Source organism: Paraburkholderia sp. JPY465 (assembly GCF_050436725.1).
Taxonomy (GTDB): domain Bacteria; phylum Pseudomonadota; class Gammaproteobacteria; order Burkholderiales; family Burkholderiaceae; genus Paraburkholderia; species Paraburkholderia youngii.
The window spans coordinates 313,903-330,795 of the sequence record NZ_JBNDMT010000002.1 but is presented as its reverse complement, the minus strand read 5'-3'; the positions used below and the strand labels follow the sequence as shown (position 1 = coordinate 330,795).

At 62.0% G+C, this 16,893-nt stretch carries 13 protein-coding genes and 4 pseudogenes; 9 read left to right on the top strand and 8 right to left on the bottom strand.

Going from position 1 to position 16,893, the window contains the following annotated elements; all coding sequences use genetic code 11:
• Positions 1-125: 125 nt before the first annotated feature.
• On the bottom strand, positions 126-749 hold the full coding sequence (locus QFZ94_RS03560; protein WP_429455601.1) for an isochorismatase family cysteine hydrolase: 624 nt from the start codon (positions 747-749) through the stop codon (positions 126-128).
• Positions 750-1,001: 252 nt separating this feature from the next.
• Here QFZ94_RS03560 and QFZ94_RS03555 point away from each other — a divergent pair, with 252 nt between their 5' ends.
• Positions 1,002-1,514: a winged helix-turn-helix transcriptional regulator gene (locus QFZ94_RS03555; RefSeq protein WP_368583718.1), complete on the top strand. Its 513-nt coding sequence runs from the start codon at positions 1,002-1,004 to the stop codon at positions 1,512-1,514.
• An 11-nt stretch (positions 1,515-1,525) separates the two neighbouring features.
• Here QFZ94_RS03555 and QFZ94_RS03550 read toward each other — a convergent pair.
• The 4 genes and pseudogenes from QFZ94_RS03550 to QFZ94_RS03535 all read right to left on the bottom strand — a co-directional run bounded on the left by QFZ94_RS03550 (position 1,526) and on the right by QFZ94_RS03535 (position 5,485).
• Positions 1,526-2,766 (bottom strand): annotated as a pseudogene (locus tag QFZ94_RS03550) (YbfB/YjiJ family MFS transporter).
• A gap of 48 nt (positions 2,767-2,814) precedes the next feature.
• A pseudogene (locus QFZ94_RS03545) lies at positions 2,815-3,339 on the bottom strand (zinc-binding dehydrogenase); the annotation flags it as partial.
• 211 nt (positions 3,340-3,550) lie between these two features.
• Entirely contained in the window at positions 3,551-4,780 is a 1,230-nt protein-coding gene (locus QFZ94_RS03540) for an MFS transporter (RefSeq protein WP_429455600.1), read from the bottom strand.
• Between the two features lie 78 nt (positions 4,781-4,858).
• Positions 4,859-5,485, bottom strand: a complete 627-nt coding sequence (locus QFZ94_RS03535) for an isochorismatase family cysteine hydrolase (RefSeq protein ID WP_429455599.1) — start codon at positions 5,483-5,485, stop codon at positions 4,859-4,861.
• A 442-nt stretch (positions 5,486-5,927) separates the two neighbouring features.
• Between QFZ94_RS03535 and QFZ94_RS03530 the strand changes: the two genes are divergently transcribed.
• From QFZ94_RS03530 to QFZ94_RS03515, 4 genes and pseudogenes are all read left to right on the top strand, one after another.
• Positions 5,928-6,218, top strand: coding sequence for a muconolactone Delta-isomerase family protein (locus QFZ94_RS03530; RefSeq protein WP_410852710.1), 291 nt, complete (start codon positions 5,928-5,930; stop codon positions 6,216-6,218).
• 124 nt (positions 6,219-6,342) lie between these two features.
• The gene (locus QFZ94_RS03525) at positions 6,343-6,915 is read left to right on the top strand and encodes a ferric reductase-like transmembrane domain-containing protein (RefSeq protein WP_429455598.1); all 573 of its coding nucleotides are present in this window, start codon (positions 6,343-6,345) and stop codon (positions 6,913-6,915) included.
• Between the two features lie 134 nt (positions 6,916-7,049).
• A pseudogene (locus QFZ94_RS03520) lies at positions 7,050-8,325 on the top strand (epoxide hydrolase family protein).
• A 177-nt stretch (positions 8,326-8,502) separates the two neighbouring features.
• Entirely contained in the window at positions 8,503-8,949 is a 447-nt protein-coding gene (locus tag QFZ94_RS03515) for a MaoC family dehydratase (RefSeq protein WP_176106355.1), read from the top strand.
• Positions 8,950-8,952: 3 nt separating this feature from the next.
• Here QFZ94_RS03515 and QFZ94_RS03510 read toward each other — a convergent pair whose 3' ends face one another.
• Positions 8,953-9,309 (bottom strand): hypothetical protein, encoded by a 357-nt coding sequence (locus tag QFZ94_RS03510; RefSeq protein WP_429455597.1) that lies wholly within the window; start codon positions 9,307-9,309, stop codon positions 8,953-8,955.
• 297 nt (positions 9,310-9,606) lie between these two features.
• Between QFZ94_RS03510 and QFZ94_RS03505 the strand changes: the two genes are divergently transcribed.
• Entirely contained in the window at positions 9,607-10,326 is a 720-nt protein-coding gene (locus tag QFZ94_RS03505; RefSeq protein WP_429455596.1) for a glutathione S-transferase C-terminal domain-containing protein, read from the top strand.
• A 165-nt stretch (positions 10,327-10,491) separates the two neighbouring features.
• Entirely contained in the window at positions 10,492-10,863 is a 372-nt protein-coding gene (locus tag QFZ94_RS03500; protein WP_368586637.1) for a hypothetical protein, read from the top strand.
• A 354-nt stretch (positions 10,864-11,217) separates the two neighbouring features.
• On the opposite strand, the gene QFZ94_RS03495 is transcribed toward QFZ94_RS03500, so the two are convergent.
• A complete protein-coding gene (locus tag QFZ94_RS03495; protein WP_184229108.1) occupies positions 11,218-12,348 on the bottom strand; it encodes an IS110 family transposase in 1,131 nt (376 codons plus the stop codon).
• Between the two features lie 247 nt (positions 12,349-12,595).
• Between QFZ94_RS03495 and QFZ94_RS03490 the strand changes: the two genes are divergently transcribed.
• Together QFZ94_RS03490 and QFZ94_RS03485 are read left to right on the top strand one after the other, a co-directional pair.
• Entirely contained in the window at positions 12,596-13,474 is an 879-nt protein-coding gene (locus QFZ94_RS03490) for a tyrosine-type recombinase/integrase (RefSeq protein WP_429455595.1), read from the top strand.
• 16 nt (positions 13,475-13,490) lie between these two features.
• Positions 13,491-14,636, top strand: a complete 1,146-nt coding sequence (locus tag QFZ94_RS03485) for an IS91 family transposase (RefSeq protein ID WP_429455594.1) — start codon at positions 13,491-13,493, stop codon at positions 14,634-14,636.
• Positions 14,637-15,451: 815 nt separating this feature from the next.
• On the opposite strand, the pseudogene QFZ94_RS03480 reads toward QFZ94_RS03485, so the two are convergent.
• Positions 15,452-16,595 (bottom strand): annotated as a pseudogene (locus QFZ94_RS03480) (IS110 family transposase).
• Positions 16,596-16,893 lie beyond the last annotated feature (298 nt).

Below are 16,893 nucleotides of genomic sequence, written 5' to 3'. Positions count from 1 at the left end.
ACTCGCAGGTCTGTCAGTGACGATCCATAGATAGTCAATCACCATTCCCTGATGGTAATCATGGGTGAGTCCTTCAGGGGTTGTTGTTAGTGGATTGATCGCTTGACTCATCGTCGGCATAACACCTATGCCGGCAGTGCTGTCAGCAATTCGGCCGTCGTGACGATCGAATGGGCAAACGTGGGTCCGTTCAGTTCGTGGGCGGCTCGCATCATTTCCGGCGAGAAGGCGGCGGTCGCGTCGCGCACGAGCGTCACGTGATAGCCGAGTTCCATTGCGAATCGCGCGGTGGATTCGATGCAGGTGTTCGCGAGCAGGCCAACGGCGATGACGTGCGAGATTTTGTGCTGCTTGAGCTGGAAATCGAGGTCCGTGTTGGCGAAGCCGCTTTGCGCCCAATGCTCGTGGATGATGATGTCGTTTTCCAGGGGAACAAAATCGGGGTGCCATTCGCCGCCCCACGTCCCTTTTGCGAAGGACTGGCGCTTCTGCACGATCAGTTGCGTCGGGTTCGGATGGTCCCAGTCTTCGTAATCGCCAGGTTGCCAGCGGCGATGCGGGACGTAGAACACCTGGATGCCAGCCTTGCGTGCGGCGCTCACCGCTGCGCGCAAATTGTCGAGAAGCCGAATGTCGTTGGCGACTGCCTCGATCATCGGAAAGATCTTGCCGCCATGCGACAGGAAATCGTTGTAAGGGTCGACCAGCAAAAGACCAGTGTGTTCGGCGCGATAGACAGGGGCAGACATCGTGTTCTCCGGAAAGGGGGTTCGGCCGGGGCGTGTCGCAACCGGAGCCCGGCTGCGCAATTCGTCTGCGCGGACTTGCGCGCGCGGACGTCACACGAATCGATTATAAATATGAAAATCATAGAAACAAGTCTAAGCGTCATATCCATAACCAGTGTCAGGTTTTGACGGACCAAGGGTGACTCGGTCAGCCGTGTATGCGAGGGATGCGAATCCGTGTTACTATGAAAAAAAGAGTTTTGCGGAGGCGGAATGAAGCGTAGAGAGAAGGTAGTGGCCACGGTATGCCCGGTTGCGCGATCGACGGAAGTTGTCGGTGACAAGTGGACAACGCTTGTCCTGCGCGAGATGTACATGGGGGCGACCCGGTTCGAGGAAATCCAGATTCAGACGGAGGCGACGCCACAGATGCTGGCCACGCGCCTGAAGTCGCTGGAAGCAGACGGGATGATCGAGCGCCAACCGTATCAGAAGAGGCCGGTACGGTACGAATACCATCTCACACAGAAAGGGCGGGCGTTCTATCCAGTGATCCAGGCGCTGCGTACATGGGGTGAAACCTGGTGCAAGAGCAAAGGCGAGGAAGTCGCCGTACGGTTTATGCATCGGGTGTGCGGGCACGAGGTCGGGCTTGACTATATCTGCCCGTCTTGCGGCGAATACGTAGAGCGGAGCGATCTCGACGCGGCCTTGAGCCCGACGTTTGCAAAGGAGCGCGAGAAAAGACGCGAGGCGTATCGGGCCGCGAAGGCCAGGTCTGAGTGATTTCCCCCGCGCTAGCGCTCATGCCGCTTTCTGCGCCGAGCCTGCACGATGACGTCGGCGAGGAAGGCTAGGGTGAGCGCGGCCGCACCGCACAGGAAGACGAGCGCGTAGTCATCGTGAAAGCGGGAAAACAGATATGAGTAGCCATAGCCGCCAAGCGCCTGAAAGAGTGCGAACGCCGTAGTCGCTCGGCTCCAGGCTGCGCGCTCTTCGAGGTGATTGTCGCGCATCAGCTCATGAATGCGCCCGAGCACGAGTGGCGCGATTCCGGGCGTGAATACGCCAATGCCCACCGTGGCGACCCCGAACACGAAAGGATTGCCCGTCTTCGCGAGCACCACGACCGCGATGGCCTGCAATGCGAGGGCGGCGCGCCAGGCTGGACCGAAACCGATGCGATCGCCAAGGTTTCCGCAGATCATCGGGCCGGCGATGGCGGCGAGACCGTATAACACCCAGTAGTTCGCACCAACGGCGGCGCCCCGGCCGAGGCCCCGGGCCACGTAGTCGACGAGCAGCACGATCACGGGCACGAGACCGAGCGCGTTAGCAGCGTATTGTGCGTAGAGGACGCGCAGCGCGAGCTGCTGCGATCTGCTCCGTGCAACGGGGCGACCTGTGGCGCGGGAGGGTTCGTCGCCGGCCAGCCGAACCAGCTCAAGGCCGTGAGGGAGAGTGAGAGCGCGCCGAGGCCAAGCCACGTGTCGCGCAACCCCATGTGCAGAAGTTGCGGAATCAGCGTGCCTGATGCCGCAACCCCGAGACCCACGCCAAGGAAGATCATTCCGCTCGCGAAGCCACGGCGCGGCGCAGGAATGTGCGGCAGGATCGACGTCGCGACGAGCACCATGATCGCGCCGCCCGAGATACCCGACAGCAGACGCCAGAAGAAGAACCACGACACCGACACCGGCCACGCGCACGTGAAGAATGCGATCGTGACGACCGCCATCAGAAGCCGCAATGCGGACCGGTTGGACAGCCACGCAGCGAACGGGCGTCCCACCATTGCGCCGATCAGGTAGCCGGCGAAGTTCGCCGCTCCGAGCGTGACGGTCTGTGTGGATGTGAACCAGTGCGCCTCGATCAGCGAGGGGATGAGCGGTGTGTAGGCGAAGTGCGCCAGACCAATGGCGACCAGACTTCCACAGAGCCCGGCAAACGTGGCGAACAGGGCATGGGCATCGAGCGGCGAAGCTTCGCACCGGTGGCATGAAGAAGGAACGGCGGACACGCTGAACTCCTGAATCAAGATTGCTGCTGTGCGCACAGTCTCCGGAGACGAATGACGACAGGGCATTTATGCATTGACGTCGACGATGGTACGTCCCCGAACCTTGCCTTCCAGGATCTGGTGCGCAATCGCAGGAACCTTGGCGAGTCCCACTAACGTCGTCGCGCGGCCGAGCTTGTCCAGGTCGAGGTCATGCGCGAGCCGCGACCAGGCCTCGACGCGCACTGCCTGCGGGGCGTTGACGGAATCGATGCCCGCGAGGGTCACGTTACGTCGGATGAAGGGCAGGACCGAACCGGGGAGGCCCGCGCCATGCGCGAGGCCGCAGGCGGCAACCACGCCGCGGTACTGCGTCTGGGCCAGCACGTTGGCGAGCGTGTGATGATGGCCGACGGAGTCCACGGCACCGGCCCAACGTTCCTGGGTGATCGGTGCACCCGGTTCAGAGAGCGTGCGCCGGTCGATGATCTCTGCCGCGCCAAGGTTGCGCAGATATTCGGCCTCTTCGAGGCGTCCGGTTGATGCGACGACCCGATAGCCGAGGCCAGACAGGAGCGCAATCGCGATCGATCCGGCGCCGCCGTTCGCGCCAGCACCGTTGAATACTCCACGGCGATCGTGACGTCACCGGGCATGAGATCCCGGTCGTGGAAATTGACGATGCGCGTCGAAACCGCGTCGCGCGGCTTTGTCGCGAGCAGTGCCTTGAATGACATCAGACTCTCCTGAGTAAATTGTCTTTCGGCGGCTTGTGCTACGTCGAAGCCACCAAACCTGCGTGCGAATCGTCCGGTTGTTCGGGTCAAACCTGCCCGTCGACAATGGCCGAACTGGGCCGCCCGAACGCGAGCGAATTGACGGCAACGGCCGCGAGCGAGAGCAACACGCCGACCGCGGCGAGGCCAACCCAGGCGGCGCGCAACGCGCCGGCCCCGCCAAGCGCCGCACCGACCGCGCCACCCAGAAAGTACGAAACCATGAAAACCGTATTAAGGCGGCTGCGGGCCTCGGGACGCAGCGCATAGATGCGGGCCTGGTTGGCGATAAAGCTCGTGCGGTTGCCCAGATCCAGCAACACCATGCCGACGATCAGCCATACGAGGCTGCGGCCGCCCGCTGCGACAAACGCGAATGCAATCAGAACCGTTAGTGCGCCGGCGGTCGCGATGTGGCGGGAGCCCATCCGGTCGACGACGGCACCGAGTTGTGGTGATACCGAAAGGCCGACCAGCCCGATCAGTCCGAATGCGCCGATGGTGGCAGGACCGTAGTGATAGGGCGGTCGGGCGAGCAGCACCGCGAGTGTTGCCCACAGCGCGCTGAAGGCGGCGAACACGAGAAAGCCCATCGCCGCCGAGACGCGTAGCAGCCGCTCCTCTCGCACGAGACCAGCGAGCGACTGCATCAACTCGCGGTAGCGGATAGCCACGAGTGTGTTCGACATGGGCAACTTCCTGATGACGAACAGGAGTGCTATATCGATGACAGAGGCGATCACGAATATCGAGCGCCAGCCCCACAGTGCGCCAACGATGCCGCTTAGCGTGCGTGCCAGCAGGACGCCCGAAGATAGCCCGCCCAGCAGCGAACCGACCACTCGCCCGCGTGCGGCAAGCGTGGCCTTACCGGAGACCGCCGGAATGATGATTTGCGCCGAGATTGAAGTCGTTCCGACGAGGAAGCTGCAAACGCTCAAGGTGGCGAAGGACGGTGCGGCTGCACAGGCGATCAGCGCCATCGCATTCGCCACGATGGCCCGCGACGCCAGCGTGCGCGGCTGGACGCCGTCTGCGAGCGGCACGAAGAGCAGCAGTCCCATTGCGTAGCCAAGCTGGGTCAGCGTGGCGATCAGGCCTCCGCGAGCGGACGGCACGCCGAACGTCGACGCGATCTGTGGCAGGAGTGGCTGGTGGTAGTAGATGGGTGAGACGGCGAGCGCGCAGCACAAAGCCATCAGAAAGACCTGGCGCGGGGAGATCATCGGTGTCGTCCAGAGGGTAAGGGGGATCCGGCACCGCGCGGCGGTGACCAAATCGTCGCAAGCCTGATGGCCTCGTCCAGCAAGTCAGGCGGCAACATGCCATGCGGACGAATGCGTCACGGAGTCAGCTCAGGCCGTTGGCAACGCATCGATGAGCTCGCGCGTGTTGACGATACTGTGCGCAAAGGTCGGCCCGTTCAGATCGTGCGCCGCGTGCATCATTTCCTGACGGAACGCGGCCGTTGCATCCTTCACGAGGGTCACGTGGTAACCGAGTTCCGTTGCGTAACGGCCAGTCGCCTCGATGCAGGTGTTGGCCAGCAGGCCGACGAGAACCACGTGCGTAATGCGATGCTGCTTGAGCTGGAAATCCAGGTCCGTATTGGCGAAGCCACTCGCGCCCCAATGTTCGAGCGCCACGACGTCGCCCGGTTGCGGCGCGAAGTCGGGATGCCATTCGCCGCCCCAGTCGCCCCTGGCGAAATGATGACCGTCCATGATCTTGCGCTGGCTGGGGCTCGGGTGACACCAGCACTGGTAATCCCCCGGCTGCCACCGGCGGTGCGGGACATACACGACCTGTATCCCGGCACGGCGGACGGCGCTGTTGATGGCCCGAAGATTGTCGAGCAGTCCGACTTGTGCCGCGACGTCCTTGACGAAGGGCCAGACTTTGCCGCCCTCCGAGAGGAAGTCGTTATAGGGATCGACGAACAGCAGTGCAGTCGAATTGGTGTCGTAGGCGACGGGCGTCATTTGCGTTCCTTTGGAAGGGGGGCATCGAACCTGCGTCCCGACACGGCCTGCGTTTTATACGGATACCTGTGCCGCTCGCGAACCCGGTTCAGCTGGCGATGAAGTTTGTCTGTGACTGCATTGTATATATGAAAGTCATAGTGTCAAGATAAAGCTTGAATTCCCGAATGCTACGTGCGCAGTCTCCAGAAATTAGCTGCGCTTCAGGTGAGGTTTGCACGATAGAAGAAATCTATTGCTATGAAAAACATAGGTGATGTATGGTTCGGTCAGACGCCGGATTAGCTGCCCAGTGACCACATCCACCGATGCCTCGGAGGATGCAAGAGGAGCGGGTGTGCCGTTCTTCAGGCTGAGATGACCCATTCCTCCCAGCACTGAGTTCCGGATTTGTTCACGCGGAATTCATAGCCGGAGCGCAACGCCTTCCCAGGAGAGCAAAATGCAATACCTCGTGATCATTTCCCGTTCGGAAAACGCGTCCTCGATGTCCCCTGCCAAGGAGGACGTCGAGGCGGAAGCCGAGTATGTTCGCCGGCTCTACGCCTCGGGAGTCGTGCGCCAGATATGGTTGAGAGCAGAAGGTGGCGCCTGCATGATTTCGGAGGCCGATGACGAAATCCGCCTCGCGGAACTCCTGTCAGAGCTTCCATTGGTCAAATCCGGTTTTCTCGCACGGCCTCAGATCAGCCAGTTGCGCTCCTACTCAGGATTTGGGCCGCGTAGTCACTGAACCAGACGCTGCGCGCGCGTCTGGCCGGCCGCGCCACCGTACCGATACAGGCCCGAAAGCCGGCGTCTCTCGCAATCGCCGGCTCGTTGCCCAGCAATCGACAAATATCGATCGGATTATCCATATGACCCGCTGGAAGCTTTTTGGTGTACTTACCATATGTCTTTCTTGCTTGGCAGTGGCGGCCTTCGCACTGGCGCCGGACTGGGTGAGATCGTTGCAGTATGTTGTGCGTGCGACGGCTCGCACGTCCTTTGTTCTGTTTCTCGCCGTTTTCATGGCCGCGCCGCTTGTAAAACTGGCGCCGTCGGTGCCAACCAGAGCGCTGGCAAGAGAGCGTCGCTACATCGGGTTGTCGTTTGCTGTGTCGCAGTTTCTGCATGCGTTAGCACTCGTCGCCTACGTCGGTACGGCACCCGAAGCATTCTGGGCAGGCCGTACGACAGTGACCAACATACCGGGCTTCATCGGCTATCTGATGATTCTGCTGCTCACGGCTACGTCGTTCGCGACGCCGGCGCGCCTTATCGGCCCGGAAAACTGGAAACAGCTGCATCTGCTGGGCGTGTGGATACTCGCCATCATTTTTGCGGGCTCTTTCTTTACCCGTGTCCATCTCCATGCCAGCTATCTCGCCCCGGGCATGGCCATGGTTGCGGCCATGCTGTTACGTGTGGCTGCGCGGTTCGGCACGTGAGGCTGGCTGTTCGTCGCGCCTTGGAGATGCGCCGGATGGACCAGGCGTGTCGAAACTCCCACAGGGGTCAACGCCGGTTCTCCCTTTTGTGCCTTTCGCGCCAGCCGCCAGGCTCATCGTCAACTGGAGTTCGCATGACAGACAAGCTTATCCCTCAATCGACATCCCGCCGGCAATTCGTGAGCCTCGCCGCGGCAGCCGTAGCCGCGCAATCTCTGAGCCCACTTGTATCTGCGCACACGGACCGCGGTATTACCGATGTCCAACCGCAGACGGGCAGCGGCACGGACGCAATTCGCCGCCTTCGCGTGCAGGTTCCCGTGTCGCTGCTCGTAGATCTGAGAAGACGCATCAGGGCCACCCGATGGCCGGAGCGCGAAACCGTCGATGACGACTCGCAAGGCGTGCAACTCGCGACGCTTCAGGGCCTCGCGCACCATTGGGCGACCGACTACGACTGGCGCAAGTGCGAAGCGACCCTGAACGCTCTGCCGCAGTTCGTCACTGAGATCGACGGGCTCGACATTCATTTCATGCACGTGCGCTCGAAGCATGAGAATGCATTGCCGCTGATCGTATCGCACGGGTGGCCCGGTTCGATCATCGAGCAGATCAAGATCATCGATCCGCTCGTCAATCCCACCGCCTATGGCGCGAGCGCATCCGACGCCTTCCATCTGGTCGTTCCGTCGTTGCCGGGCTATGGCTTCTCAGGCAAGCCTACGACGACCGGCTGGGGTCCGGAGCGTGTCGAATGTGATGGCCAAACAGGCGCCGCCTGGATTGCTGGGCATCCATGTCAATTTCCCGGCGGCAGTTCCGCCGGATATCCTCACGGTGATCCAGGGCGGGAACCCGTCACCGGCAGGGCTATCGTCCGACGAAAGGCTCGCGTATGAGCAATTGAGCGTCAATTTCAAGAAGCGCCGCGCCTACGCGTTCGAGATGGCGACTCGTCCGCAAAGCCTCTATGGACTGGCCGATTCTCCGATTGCGCTGGCAGGCTGGCTGCTCGATCACGGCGATGCATATGGCCAGCCGGCGGCACCGATCACCTCGGCCGTGCTAGGGCGCACGGTCAACGGGCATTCAGCCGGTGCCATCACACGCGACGACGTCCTCGACAACATCACGCTTTACTGGCTGACCAACACGGGCGTGTCGGCGGCCCGATTCTATTGGGAAACGGCCCACTTCAACTACCTCGTTGCAGCGAATGTTTCCGTGCCGGCTGCCGTCAGCGCGTTTCCCGGGGAGAACTATCAGGCGCCGCTCAGTTGGACAGAGCAGGCTTACCACGACCTCATCTATTACAACCGGCCTGAACGGGGCGGCCATTTCGCCGCCTGGGAGGAGCCCCTGCTACTCGCGCAGGAAGTTCGGGCGGGTCTGCGGCCGCTGCGCAGCTAATGGGCAGGCAGTCCGACCGGCTTCGAAGTCGCTAGCGGCGAGGCCCCCGGGCCACTCTCGGATTCTCCGCGCAAGACTATCCTTCGGATAGGGATAGCACCATCAAGGTCGAACGTCACCACAGAAGGGGCGTTCGAAGAGCCAATATCAGCGAATAAAACGTTTCAGGAGTAAGGCATGAAATCAGAGACTCTGTATCTGGAAGATCTCGCCGTGGGTGCGGTGTACAAAAGCGCGGAGCATAAACTCGATGTCGACCAGATACACGCCTTCGCGCGACAGTTCGATCCCCAACCTTTCCATCTGGACGAGGAAGCGGCTCAACGCTCCTTCTTTGCGGGGCTTGCAGCGAGCGGCTGGCACACGGCAGCGATCACCATGAAACTTCTCGTTCAGAGCCTGCCGATTGCGGGTGGCATTATTGGTGCGAGCGGCGAAATCGCGTGGCCAAGACCCACTCGCCCGAACGATGTCCTGCACGTCGTCAGCACCGTCCTGGAGATCGCGCCGTCGCGTTCCAAACCCGACCGCGGCATCGCGACAGTCCGCAGCGACACGATGAACCAGCAAGGTGAGCTTTGTCAGCGAGTGGAAATGCGCCTTCTGGTTTTTAAACGGCCCTGAAGCTTAATCTCGGATGGCCACTTGTTTCGCCGCGCCACCTTGCAGTTTGGGTTCAATCAGGGCTGGCCCATTCAAGACAATCCAGACAGACGCCGGCGTGGGCACACCCCTGACGGCGCCGAGTTTATCGAGCAGCCGGTAATACGCGTTCGACAGACCAAGCGTATAAGTCCGGCGGAATGTCTGTGCGAGGGTAGTGTGCGTTGTCGAACGATGACAGGGTTTCGCCGACTCGTTGCCGCCTGACGGATGCGATACCTGAAGGTCAGGTATGGTCGAGCACTTGCCGGTCAGCTTGCTCGGCATATGGCTGCTGTACTCAGAGACCTGACGGAGGAGCCACGCACAGAATTCGGCCATTGCAGACGCTCAGATACCGACACTCATCGGACGGCTACACGGTGCTAACCGGCCGTTCGCCCCAGCCGAAGCCGGAGCGTCGACTCTCACATCCGCGAACGCGTACTTACGCGTCGTTCTGAGTCGATCGCATCGCGAAGAGGTCGGCCGCTGTCGGCGCTCATCGCGTTCATTCAGATTGGCTGCGTTCGCTGGGTCACAGTCGAATCGGCCAACCATGCGTCACCATCACGCATTGCGCCCGGCCCCGGACACCCTCGACGCCGGCCGCATCATGCCTCCAACACGCGAGGGCCCATGCTGACGCTCTATTCCTACCCGGACCTGTTCGGCGTCGCCGACAACAATCCGTTTGGCCTGAAGGTCTATGCATTCATGCGCTTGTGCGGTCTCGACTTCGAGCACAAGCACATTCTCGATACGAAAGAGGCGCCGCGAGGACAGTTGCCCTATCTGGTCGACGGCGAGGAATCAATCGGTGATAGCGATGCGATCATCAGCTACCTGAAGCGCAAGTACGACCTACGCATCGACAGCGCGCTTTCCACGGGGCAAGCGAATCTCGACTTCCTGGTCCGGCGCACGCTCGACGACCTGTACTGGCCGATGAGCTTTTCGCGCTGGCGCGACGAGCGCTTTCGCCCGGCGTTTTGCAACGCCTTCATGGCGGCGCACCCCGAAGTCACCGCCAGTGCGCTCGAAGCCGCGAGCGAGTACAACCGGCTTCGGTATCACTATCAGGGCATCGGCCGCTACGAGCCGGATCAGGTGTATGAGCGCGGCATCGGCGATTTGCGCGTCGTGGCCGATCTGCTCGGCGACAGCGGCTTTATCTTCGGGCCCGAGCCGGCCACGGTCGATGCCGCGATCTACGGCTGCGTCGCGAACATCTACTACTACGACATCGATACGCCGTTGAAGCGCTACGTGCTGTCGCGGCCGACCCTCGTGCGGCATTGCAAGGCGATGCACGAGCGGGTCGTTACCTCAAATGAACAACATGGTAGCGACACTTAGGATCCGGATGTGTATGGAGTTGTACCGCTGGCCAGCGGGGAGACCGCGCGAATGGCCATGTCGGACCGAGTTCGGCCAGGAACAGCCGGTCGACGTCGCCGCTGAGATCGTCGACAATTGGTAGCAATGGACGCGATGTGAAGTCGTTAAACAGGGCCCTACGACATGGCACATGAATACCTCGTCATTTTCCAGTACCACGAGCCTGAACCGCGACAGCTATTCGAGCGCGGACTGATCGAAGACTATGAATCGACAACTGGAGTCTTTATCTCAGCAGGGTCGGCCGACGAAGCTTTGACTTGGTGCGAGGCAATCGCGCAAGAGCTCCTTTGGCGCTGCAATGATGACAAGTCGGTGGATTGGAAGCGCTTGGGACATTCGTGCTGGATTGAGTCCAATCCCGAAAAATCGCCTTGGGGCCATTGCCTGAGCTTTTTCCAGCACGTCCATGTCGGTGAAATGCCGAACGTCGACGAAATGGGTACCGCAGCGTATGTCAACTGGCAGAAACACTATGACGGTGCGACTAGCTGAAGTGGAGCCCGGTCGTTCAGCGGCCAAGCGCAGTCCCAATGACCGGTTTCGAGAAATGCGAGGGGCCGCTCTGGGTCGGTGGACTGATATGACTTTCCGTGTCAATCGCGATCGGTTCTCGGTCTGGGTACATCTGAATTTCCTGAGGGCGACGTAGCAGTACGTCTCGACGGTGGGTCACACTGATATCCGCGGGTTGGTTACCGCATTACTGTGGTCCGCCCTATGAGCCTGCCGCTACCTAAAGTCGCAAGTCGCATAAGATGTGTTGCATAGTCCAATCGCGGGTTGCTCGGGTGCCGGGCTACGCCGCCTTCAGGAAACTCTCCGTGTCCTCGTTAAGATGAGATAGTGTCAGACCGGCCTGGCATCTTTCGGTATGGCGAGAGACATCGCCAGTCTGCCGATGTCCCAGATAAACCCTGAGAGCTCTCGCGCAACGGCAACCACGCCGGTGTTCACATTCTTGCCGCGCGCTGCGAGCTTGCGATATCGCCGGCATAGCCGCAGCTGGGCATCCCATGCGCGGTCAATGATCGGTTTCGGAATTCCTTCATGGCGGCGTTGGATGTCGGGGCTCACCCGAGCGGGGTATCTGTAACTCCACGCAGCCTCCACGAGCAGCTTTCTTGCATAACTGTTCCCGTTTTTTGTAATGCTGCCTTGACGGCGCCGCTCGCCTGACGAGTGTTCGGAGGGCGTCACCCCGAGCCAGGCCATCAGCTGTCGCGGATGCTCGAATCGCGACAGGTCACCCAGTTCGGCGAGCATGCCAACGGCCGTGGTGAACTGGATACCGCGCATGGTCTGCAGTCCCAGTACGGCCGGATAGAAGCGCCAGTTGACGACAGCCTCGCGTAGTGCCGCCTCGAGGCGGTCGCATTGGGCGAGTCTGTCTTCAATGGTGCGGCGGCACTCGTCAAAGGCCAGTTGTTGCCAGTGGTTGGGGAATACGAAGGTGCTGATCCACCGTCGATGTGCCGGCCCCCAGTTCGCGCTGCCGGTGTAACGAATACCATGAGAGAGCAGAAACGACTTGAGGCGCTGACGCGCGTGCTTGAGATCCGCTTTGGCGGCGGCCCACGCGCGGGCCAGGTCCCGGAATGCCTCATCTTCGACGCCTGGCACGTAGACTGACGAGAGATCACCTGCACGCAACGAGCGCACGAGTTTGAGTGCGTCGCGGCGGTCAGTCTTGACCCGCTCGCCTGGTTTCTTCGGAATCAGCGACGGGGCACATACCACGCAGTCGAATCCCTTCTGCACCAGTTGCCGGTAGAGGCCATAGCCGCATGGCCCTGCTTCGTAGACGATGCGAACGTGCGTCGCCTTGGACTGCATGCGCTGGCACAGGCGATCGATGTCTGTCTTCGAAGTGCCGATCTTGCCCAGCAATTCCACCTCGCCTATCCCGACGGCGTAGGCTGCCGTGATGGATTCCTTGTGGACATCCAGACCGACGTACACAGTGCTATCGTGTCCCATGCTGGCCTCCGTGCTGGAAATCGCCGGGTGTCGCCCTCGTGCACACCATGCGGCTCTGGCAGCAATGCTAACCCGCGTCTGGTTTCTCACGGCGGGCCAGCCACCACATCACGGAAAGTCATACTGCCTAAACCGCTCGCGCGGTAAGGGGCTGCGGCCGGCGGTAGTAGCAATGGAGAGGAAACCGACTCTGTTCTCATGTTGATGGGCGAGGTAATTCGCCTCGCCGTTCAACGGGAGCAGAGTCATGACTGATACCCTCCAGACTGTCAGCCCACTGCGCCAGCGCATGATCGACGACATGCGTATGCGCCATCTGGCGCCGAAGACGCAGGCCGGTTATCTGCGCATCGTACGCGAGTTCACCCGGTTTCTGGGGCGCCCGCCCGACACCGCCACCGTCGAGGATCTACGGCGTTACCAGCTGCATCTGGTCGACCACGGCACGTCGCCCGTGTCGCTCAATGCGGCGATCACCGGACTGAAGTTCTTCTTCGAGATCACGCTTCACGAACCCGAACGGATGGCCCGGATGCAGCCGGTGCGCGTGCCCCGCACGCTCCCGGTCGTGCTCAGTCCGGACGAAGTGGGACGCCTGATCGCTGCGACCGGCAACCTGAAGCACCAGACCGCACTGTCAGTCGCCTACGGCGCCGGCCTGCGTGCCAGTGAAGTGGTGGCGCTGAAGGTCGGCGACGTGGACGGCCAGCGCATGACGCTGCGCATCGAGCAGGGCAAGGGCCGCAAGGACCGTTACGCCATGCTCTCGCCGGTACTGCTTGAACGCCTGCGTGTCTGGTGGCGCGTGGCGCACGCGCAGGGCCGGATGCTGGAGGGCGGCTGGCTGTTTCCAGGCCTCGACCCGGTCGATCCGCTCAGCACACGGCAGCTCAACCGCGCCATCCACGCCGCCGCCGTCGCTGCAGACATCAACAAACGTGTCTCGATGCACACATTGCGACACAGCTTTGCGACCCACCTGCTGGAGCAGAAGGTTGATATCCGTGTCATCCAGGTCCTGCTGGGCCACAAGAAGCTGGAGACGACCGCGCTCTATGCCCAGGTCGCGACGGACCTGCTGCGCGAAGTGATCAGTCCGCTGGAGAAGCTGCACAACAACAGCTGAAACACGGCGCACTGCCGTGCCCGAAGTCGCGGACGTCTTCCGCGCGCATGGGCCCGCGTGGCGACAGACCGTACAGCTGAGCCTGGGACAGCTGAAGGTCATGTCGGCGATCGAACAGTGCCGCAGCGCGGCGCTGGGTGGGCACGTGTTGCGCTGTTGTGGCTGCGAACAGATCGAGGTGGCCTACAACTCCTGCCGTAACCGCCATTGTCCGAAGTGCCAAGGGAGCGCCGCGCACCGGTGGCTCGAGGCACGTCAGGCCGATCTGCTACCGGTCGGGTATTACCACGTGGTCTTCACGCTGCCTGCGGCGATCAGCGCGATCGCCTGGTACAACAAGTCGATCATCTACGGGCTGCTGTTCGACGTTGCCGCCGAAACCCTGCGTACCATCGCCGCCGATCCGAAGCATCTGGGCGCGCGGATTGGCGCCACGCTGGTGCTGCATACGTGGGGTTCGGCGCTGACGCACCATCCTCACGTACATGGCATCGTTCCCGGAGGAGGCCTCGCGCCTGACGGTGAACGGTGGGTCGCATGCCGGCCCGGCTTCTTCCTGCCAGTACGTGTGCTCTCGAGGCTGTTCCGGCGGCGCTTCCTGGAAGAACTCACCCATGCCTGTCGCCGGGGCCAGCTACGCTTCTTTGGCGAGTACGCTGCACTTGCCGATCCCGCGGTCTTTACCCGGTGGCTTGCGCCACTGCGCGCCTGCGAATGGGTGGTGTATGCGAAGCGCCCGTTCGCTGGTCCTGAGGCAGTACTCGCGTATCTGTCGCGCTATACGCATCGCGTGGCCATCTCCAACCAGCGCCTCGTCACGTTCGACGAGCGCGGCGTGACCTTCCGCTGGAAGGACTATCGGGCCAGCGGCCGCACACGCCACAAGACGATGACGCTTGCGCCCCAGGAATTCATGCCCGGGGGCTTCCACCGCATCCGCCATTACGGTCTGCTCGCCAACCCGGTGCGCCGGCAGAACCTGGCGACGATACGCGCGCTGTTGCACGCTCCGGCAACCATTGCCGCCAGTAAAGACGCGTCAGCCCAGACAACGGCACCGACATTTGTCTGCCGGCATTGCGGCGCACCGATGGTCATCGTCGATATCCTGCCGCGTAGCCACCCGATTCGCGCGCCACCTGGTTGCAGAGGTGATGCGTGAACCAGAATGACCAGGTATCTTCAGTCCGACTGTCGGCTCCTCGGCAACGAGCGCCAGCAGGAGACGTTTGTGTGCATCTCGCCAGGCAGAAGTTGCCGCCTGTCGGCAGTCGCGACCAATGCGCTGTGCGACGGCATCGCAACTTCATCGGCATCAGGCCAGCCTCGGCTTCGTCCGATCAACGCGTGATCAGCCGGGCCACGCGATCACTTCAATCCCCATAACCGCCTCGGTACACCCCGCGGTTTCCTCCCTCGAGCGTTGTCCAACGCCTGCCCGCATACGCCGTCGCTTACTCACGCGGCAGCAGACATGGGCAGGCGTCGAACAACGCTTAACGAGAGTACGCATTCGCTGAACTCGGTTGCGGCCGTTCGTCGCCCCGTCTCCGCGAACGACCGGTGAGCGACCGCAAGCAGGCATGTCAGCGCCGACACACGACCGTCAGCTTCTATGCGGACCTGTTTGTCAAGCCGTGTTCGCTCGTCAGGTAAACGGACCAGATTTCATCCTGGGACCTTTGGATCGCTGGTGATGTGAAGCGGTCGTGTCGCACGGTGGTTCGATCCTGATCCAAGGTCGGGGTGTGGCGAGCGTTCCAGCCAGTGCCGGAACGAACTTCTATCCGTGCAGTGCATAGACAGCCTGCACCTCATGCAGCATGCGCGCAAGGCGCACTGGCAAACCCCAGTTATCGGCGCGCCCCATCTTTGGCTTCGGTCACCGTGCGGTGACCCGCCGATGGTACGGGCGTGTCGACCTCTGATCATGATGTGTTCTTTGCGAGACCACGCGAACGATGTTGACCTGGCACGTCAGGGGACAACAGGTTTGAGCGAGGCCCCGGCCGGGATCTCGCCGTGTTCCAGGTAGCGCCATAGCGCAATGGCAAGACGCCGTGCCAGCGCGACGATGCCCACCCATCGCATGCGCTTGCCGTTGCCCGCAAAGCGCCGGTTGAACCACTCAGTCAGGGGGCTGCCGGGCTGCCGGGCTGCAGGCGCAGCCAGCGCCACGCCAGTTCGACGAGCATCGTGCGCGCCCGGTGATTGCCTGCCTTGCTGATGCCCTGTTCGACCTGACTATCTCCGCTGTCGTAGGGAGTAGGTGTCAGCCCGAGACACCCGGCGACCTCGCGCCGGTTGGCGAATCGTTGCCAGCCGAACACTTCCTTGACCAGCACCCAGGCGCTTTTGGAGCCGATCGCACGCAGCCGCGCCAGTTGTGCCACCAGCGGGTGCTTGCCTTCGGCCAGCTCGTCGCGCCGCGCGGATTCAAGCATCCTGATCTGTTGCCTGACCAGCGCCAGTCGCGCGCTCTCACGCTCGATCTCGCCGCATAGGATGGGCGGCACCTGCTCCGGTGGTTGGCCCACCAGCGTGCCCAGTCGCGCCCGCCAATGATGACCTGCGGACGCACATTGTGCAGCACGAGCAGTGAGCGGACGGGATTCATGTGGGCGATGTGCTCCTGGGTCAGCCGGGCGAGTTCGCGGCGCGTGCAGCGAGCATCTTCCTGCGCGGGCGTAGGCTCTCGCAGCACCGCCCATACGCGCTCCCCGGCGTGATGGCGCCTGAGCATGGCGAGCAGCTTGTCGCCATCGAGGCGGTCGTTCTTGGGCCGCCTTGCGCGTCGGTTCACTTCGATGCTGGCAGCATCAACCACGACGTTGTCGATGCCTTGCCCGCTCAACCAGCGGTGCAGCCACCAGCCGTCGCGCCCGACCTCATAGCAGGAGTGAACCTTGGCCTTCGGCTCGAGGCCGCAACGCTCCCTGGCTCGACGTGCACAGTCGAGTACGGCAGCGGTGTCACCCGCGTGCACACTATAGCGGCTCGGGCCGTGCCGCCCATCGCTGGCGGTCAGCTTCCAGGATTTGTCGCCGAGCTCGAAGCTTGTGTACAGTTCGACCTCGATCGCCGTATTCTCGGCTTGTGGGACTGCTTGGTTCGTGGGCATTTCCATCTCCTTCGCACAGAGTTGGAAATTCCGTCTTAGCTAAACGGACCTTTCACCGGTAGTCCCACATAGCATCTTTGGCCGAGGACGAGTCCATTGACGAAGGCCCGGTATGGCCGTTGCACTCTGATACCTGCCGCTGGAACCGCGGCGACCCGATCGTGGGCAAGGGGGCGACTGCCGGCGGAGGGGGCCGACGGTGTGGCCAACTCCCGCGCTGGCCACGCGTGCAGATGCCGGGCCAACAAAAAAAGCCCGCGCGCGGCGGGCCCCGAAGCCATGTGGAGACATGGAGGAA

What these genes read in the sequence shown, in the direction of transcription:
- QFZ94_RS03560 (WP_429455601.1), bottom strand. Translation starts at nt 749, where the DNA reads ATGTCTGCCCCTGTCTATCGCGCCGAACACACTGGTCTTTTGCTGGTC.
- QFZ94_RS03555 (WP_368583718.1), top strand. Translation starts at nt 1,002, where the DNA reads ATGAAGCGTAGAGAGAAGGTAGTGGCCACGGTATGCCCGGTTGCGCGA.
- QFZ94_RS03535 (WP_429455599.1), bottom strand. Translation starts at nt 5,485, where the DNA reads ATGACGCCCGTCGCCTACGACACCAATTCGACTGCACTGCTGTTCGTC.
- QFZ94_RS03530 (WP_410852710.1), top strand. Translation starts at nt 5,928, where the DNA reads ATGCAATACCTCGTGATCATTTCCCGTTCGGAAAACGCGTCCTCGATG.
- QFZ94_RS03525 (WP_429455598.1), top strand. Translation starts at nt 6,343, where the DNA reads ATGACCCGCTGGAAGCTTTTTGGTGTACTTACCATATGTCTTTCTTGC.
- QFZ94_RS03515 (WP_176106355.1), top strand. Translation starts at nt 8,503, where the DNA reads ATGAAATCAGAGACTCTGTATCTGGAAGATCTCGCCGTGGGTGCGGTG.
- QFZ94_RS03510 (WP_429455597.1), bottom strand. Translation starts at nt 9,309, where the DNA reads ATGGCCGAATTCTGTGCGTGGCTCCTCCGTCAGGTCTCTGAGTACAGC.
- QFZ94_RS03505 (WP_429455596.1), top strand. Translation starts at nt 9,607, where the DNA reads ATGCTGACGCTCTATTCCTACCCGGACCTGTTCGGCGTCGCCGACAAC.
- QFZ94_RS03500 (WP_368586637.1), top strand. Translation starts at nt 10,492, where the DNA reads ATGGCACATGAATACCTCGTCATTTTCCAGTACCACGAGCCTGAACCG.
- QFZ94_RS03495 (WP_184229108.1), bottom strand. Translation starts at nt 12,348, where the DNA reads ATGGGACACGATAGCACTGTGTACGTCGGTCTGGATGTCCACAAGGAA.
- QFZ94_RS03490 (WP_429455595.1), top strand. Translation starts at nt 12,596, where the DNA reads ATGACTGATACCCTCCAGACTGTCAGCCCACTGCGCCAGCGCATGATC.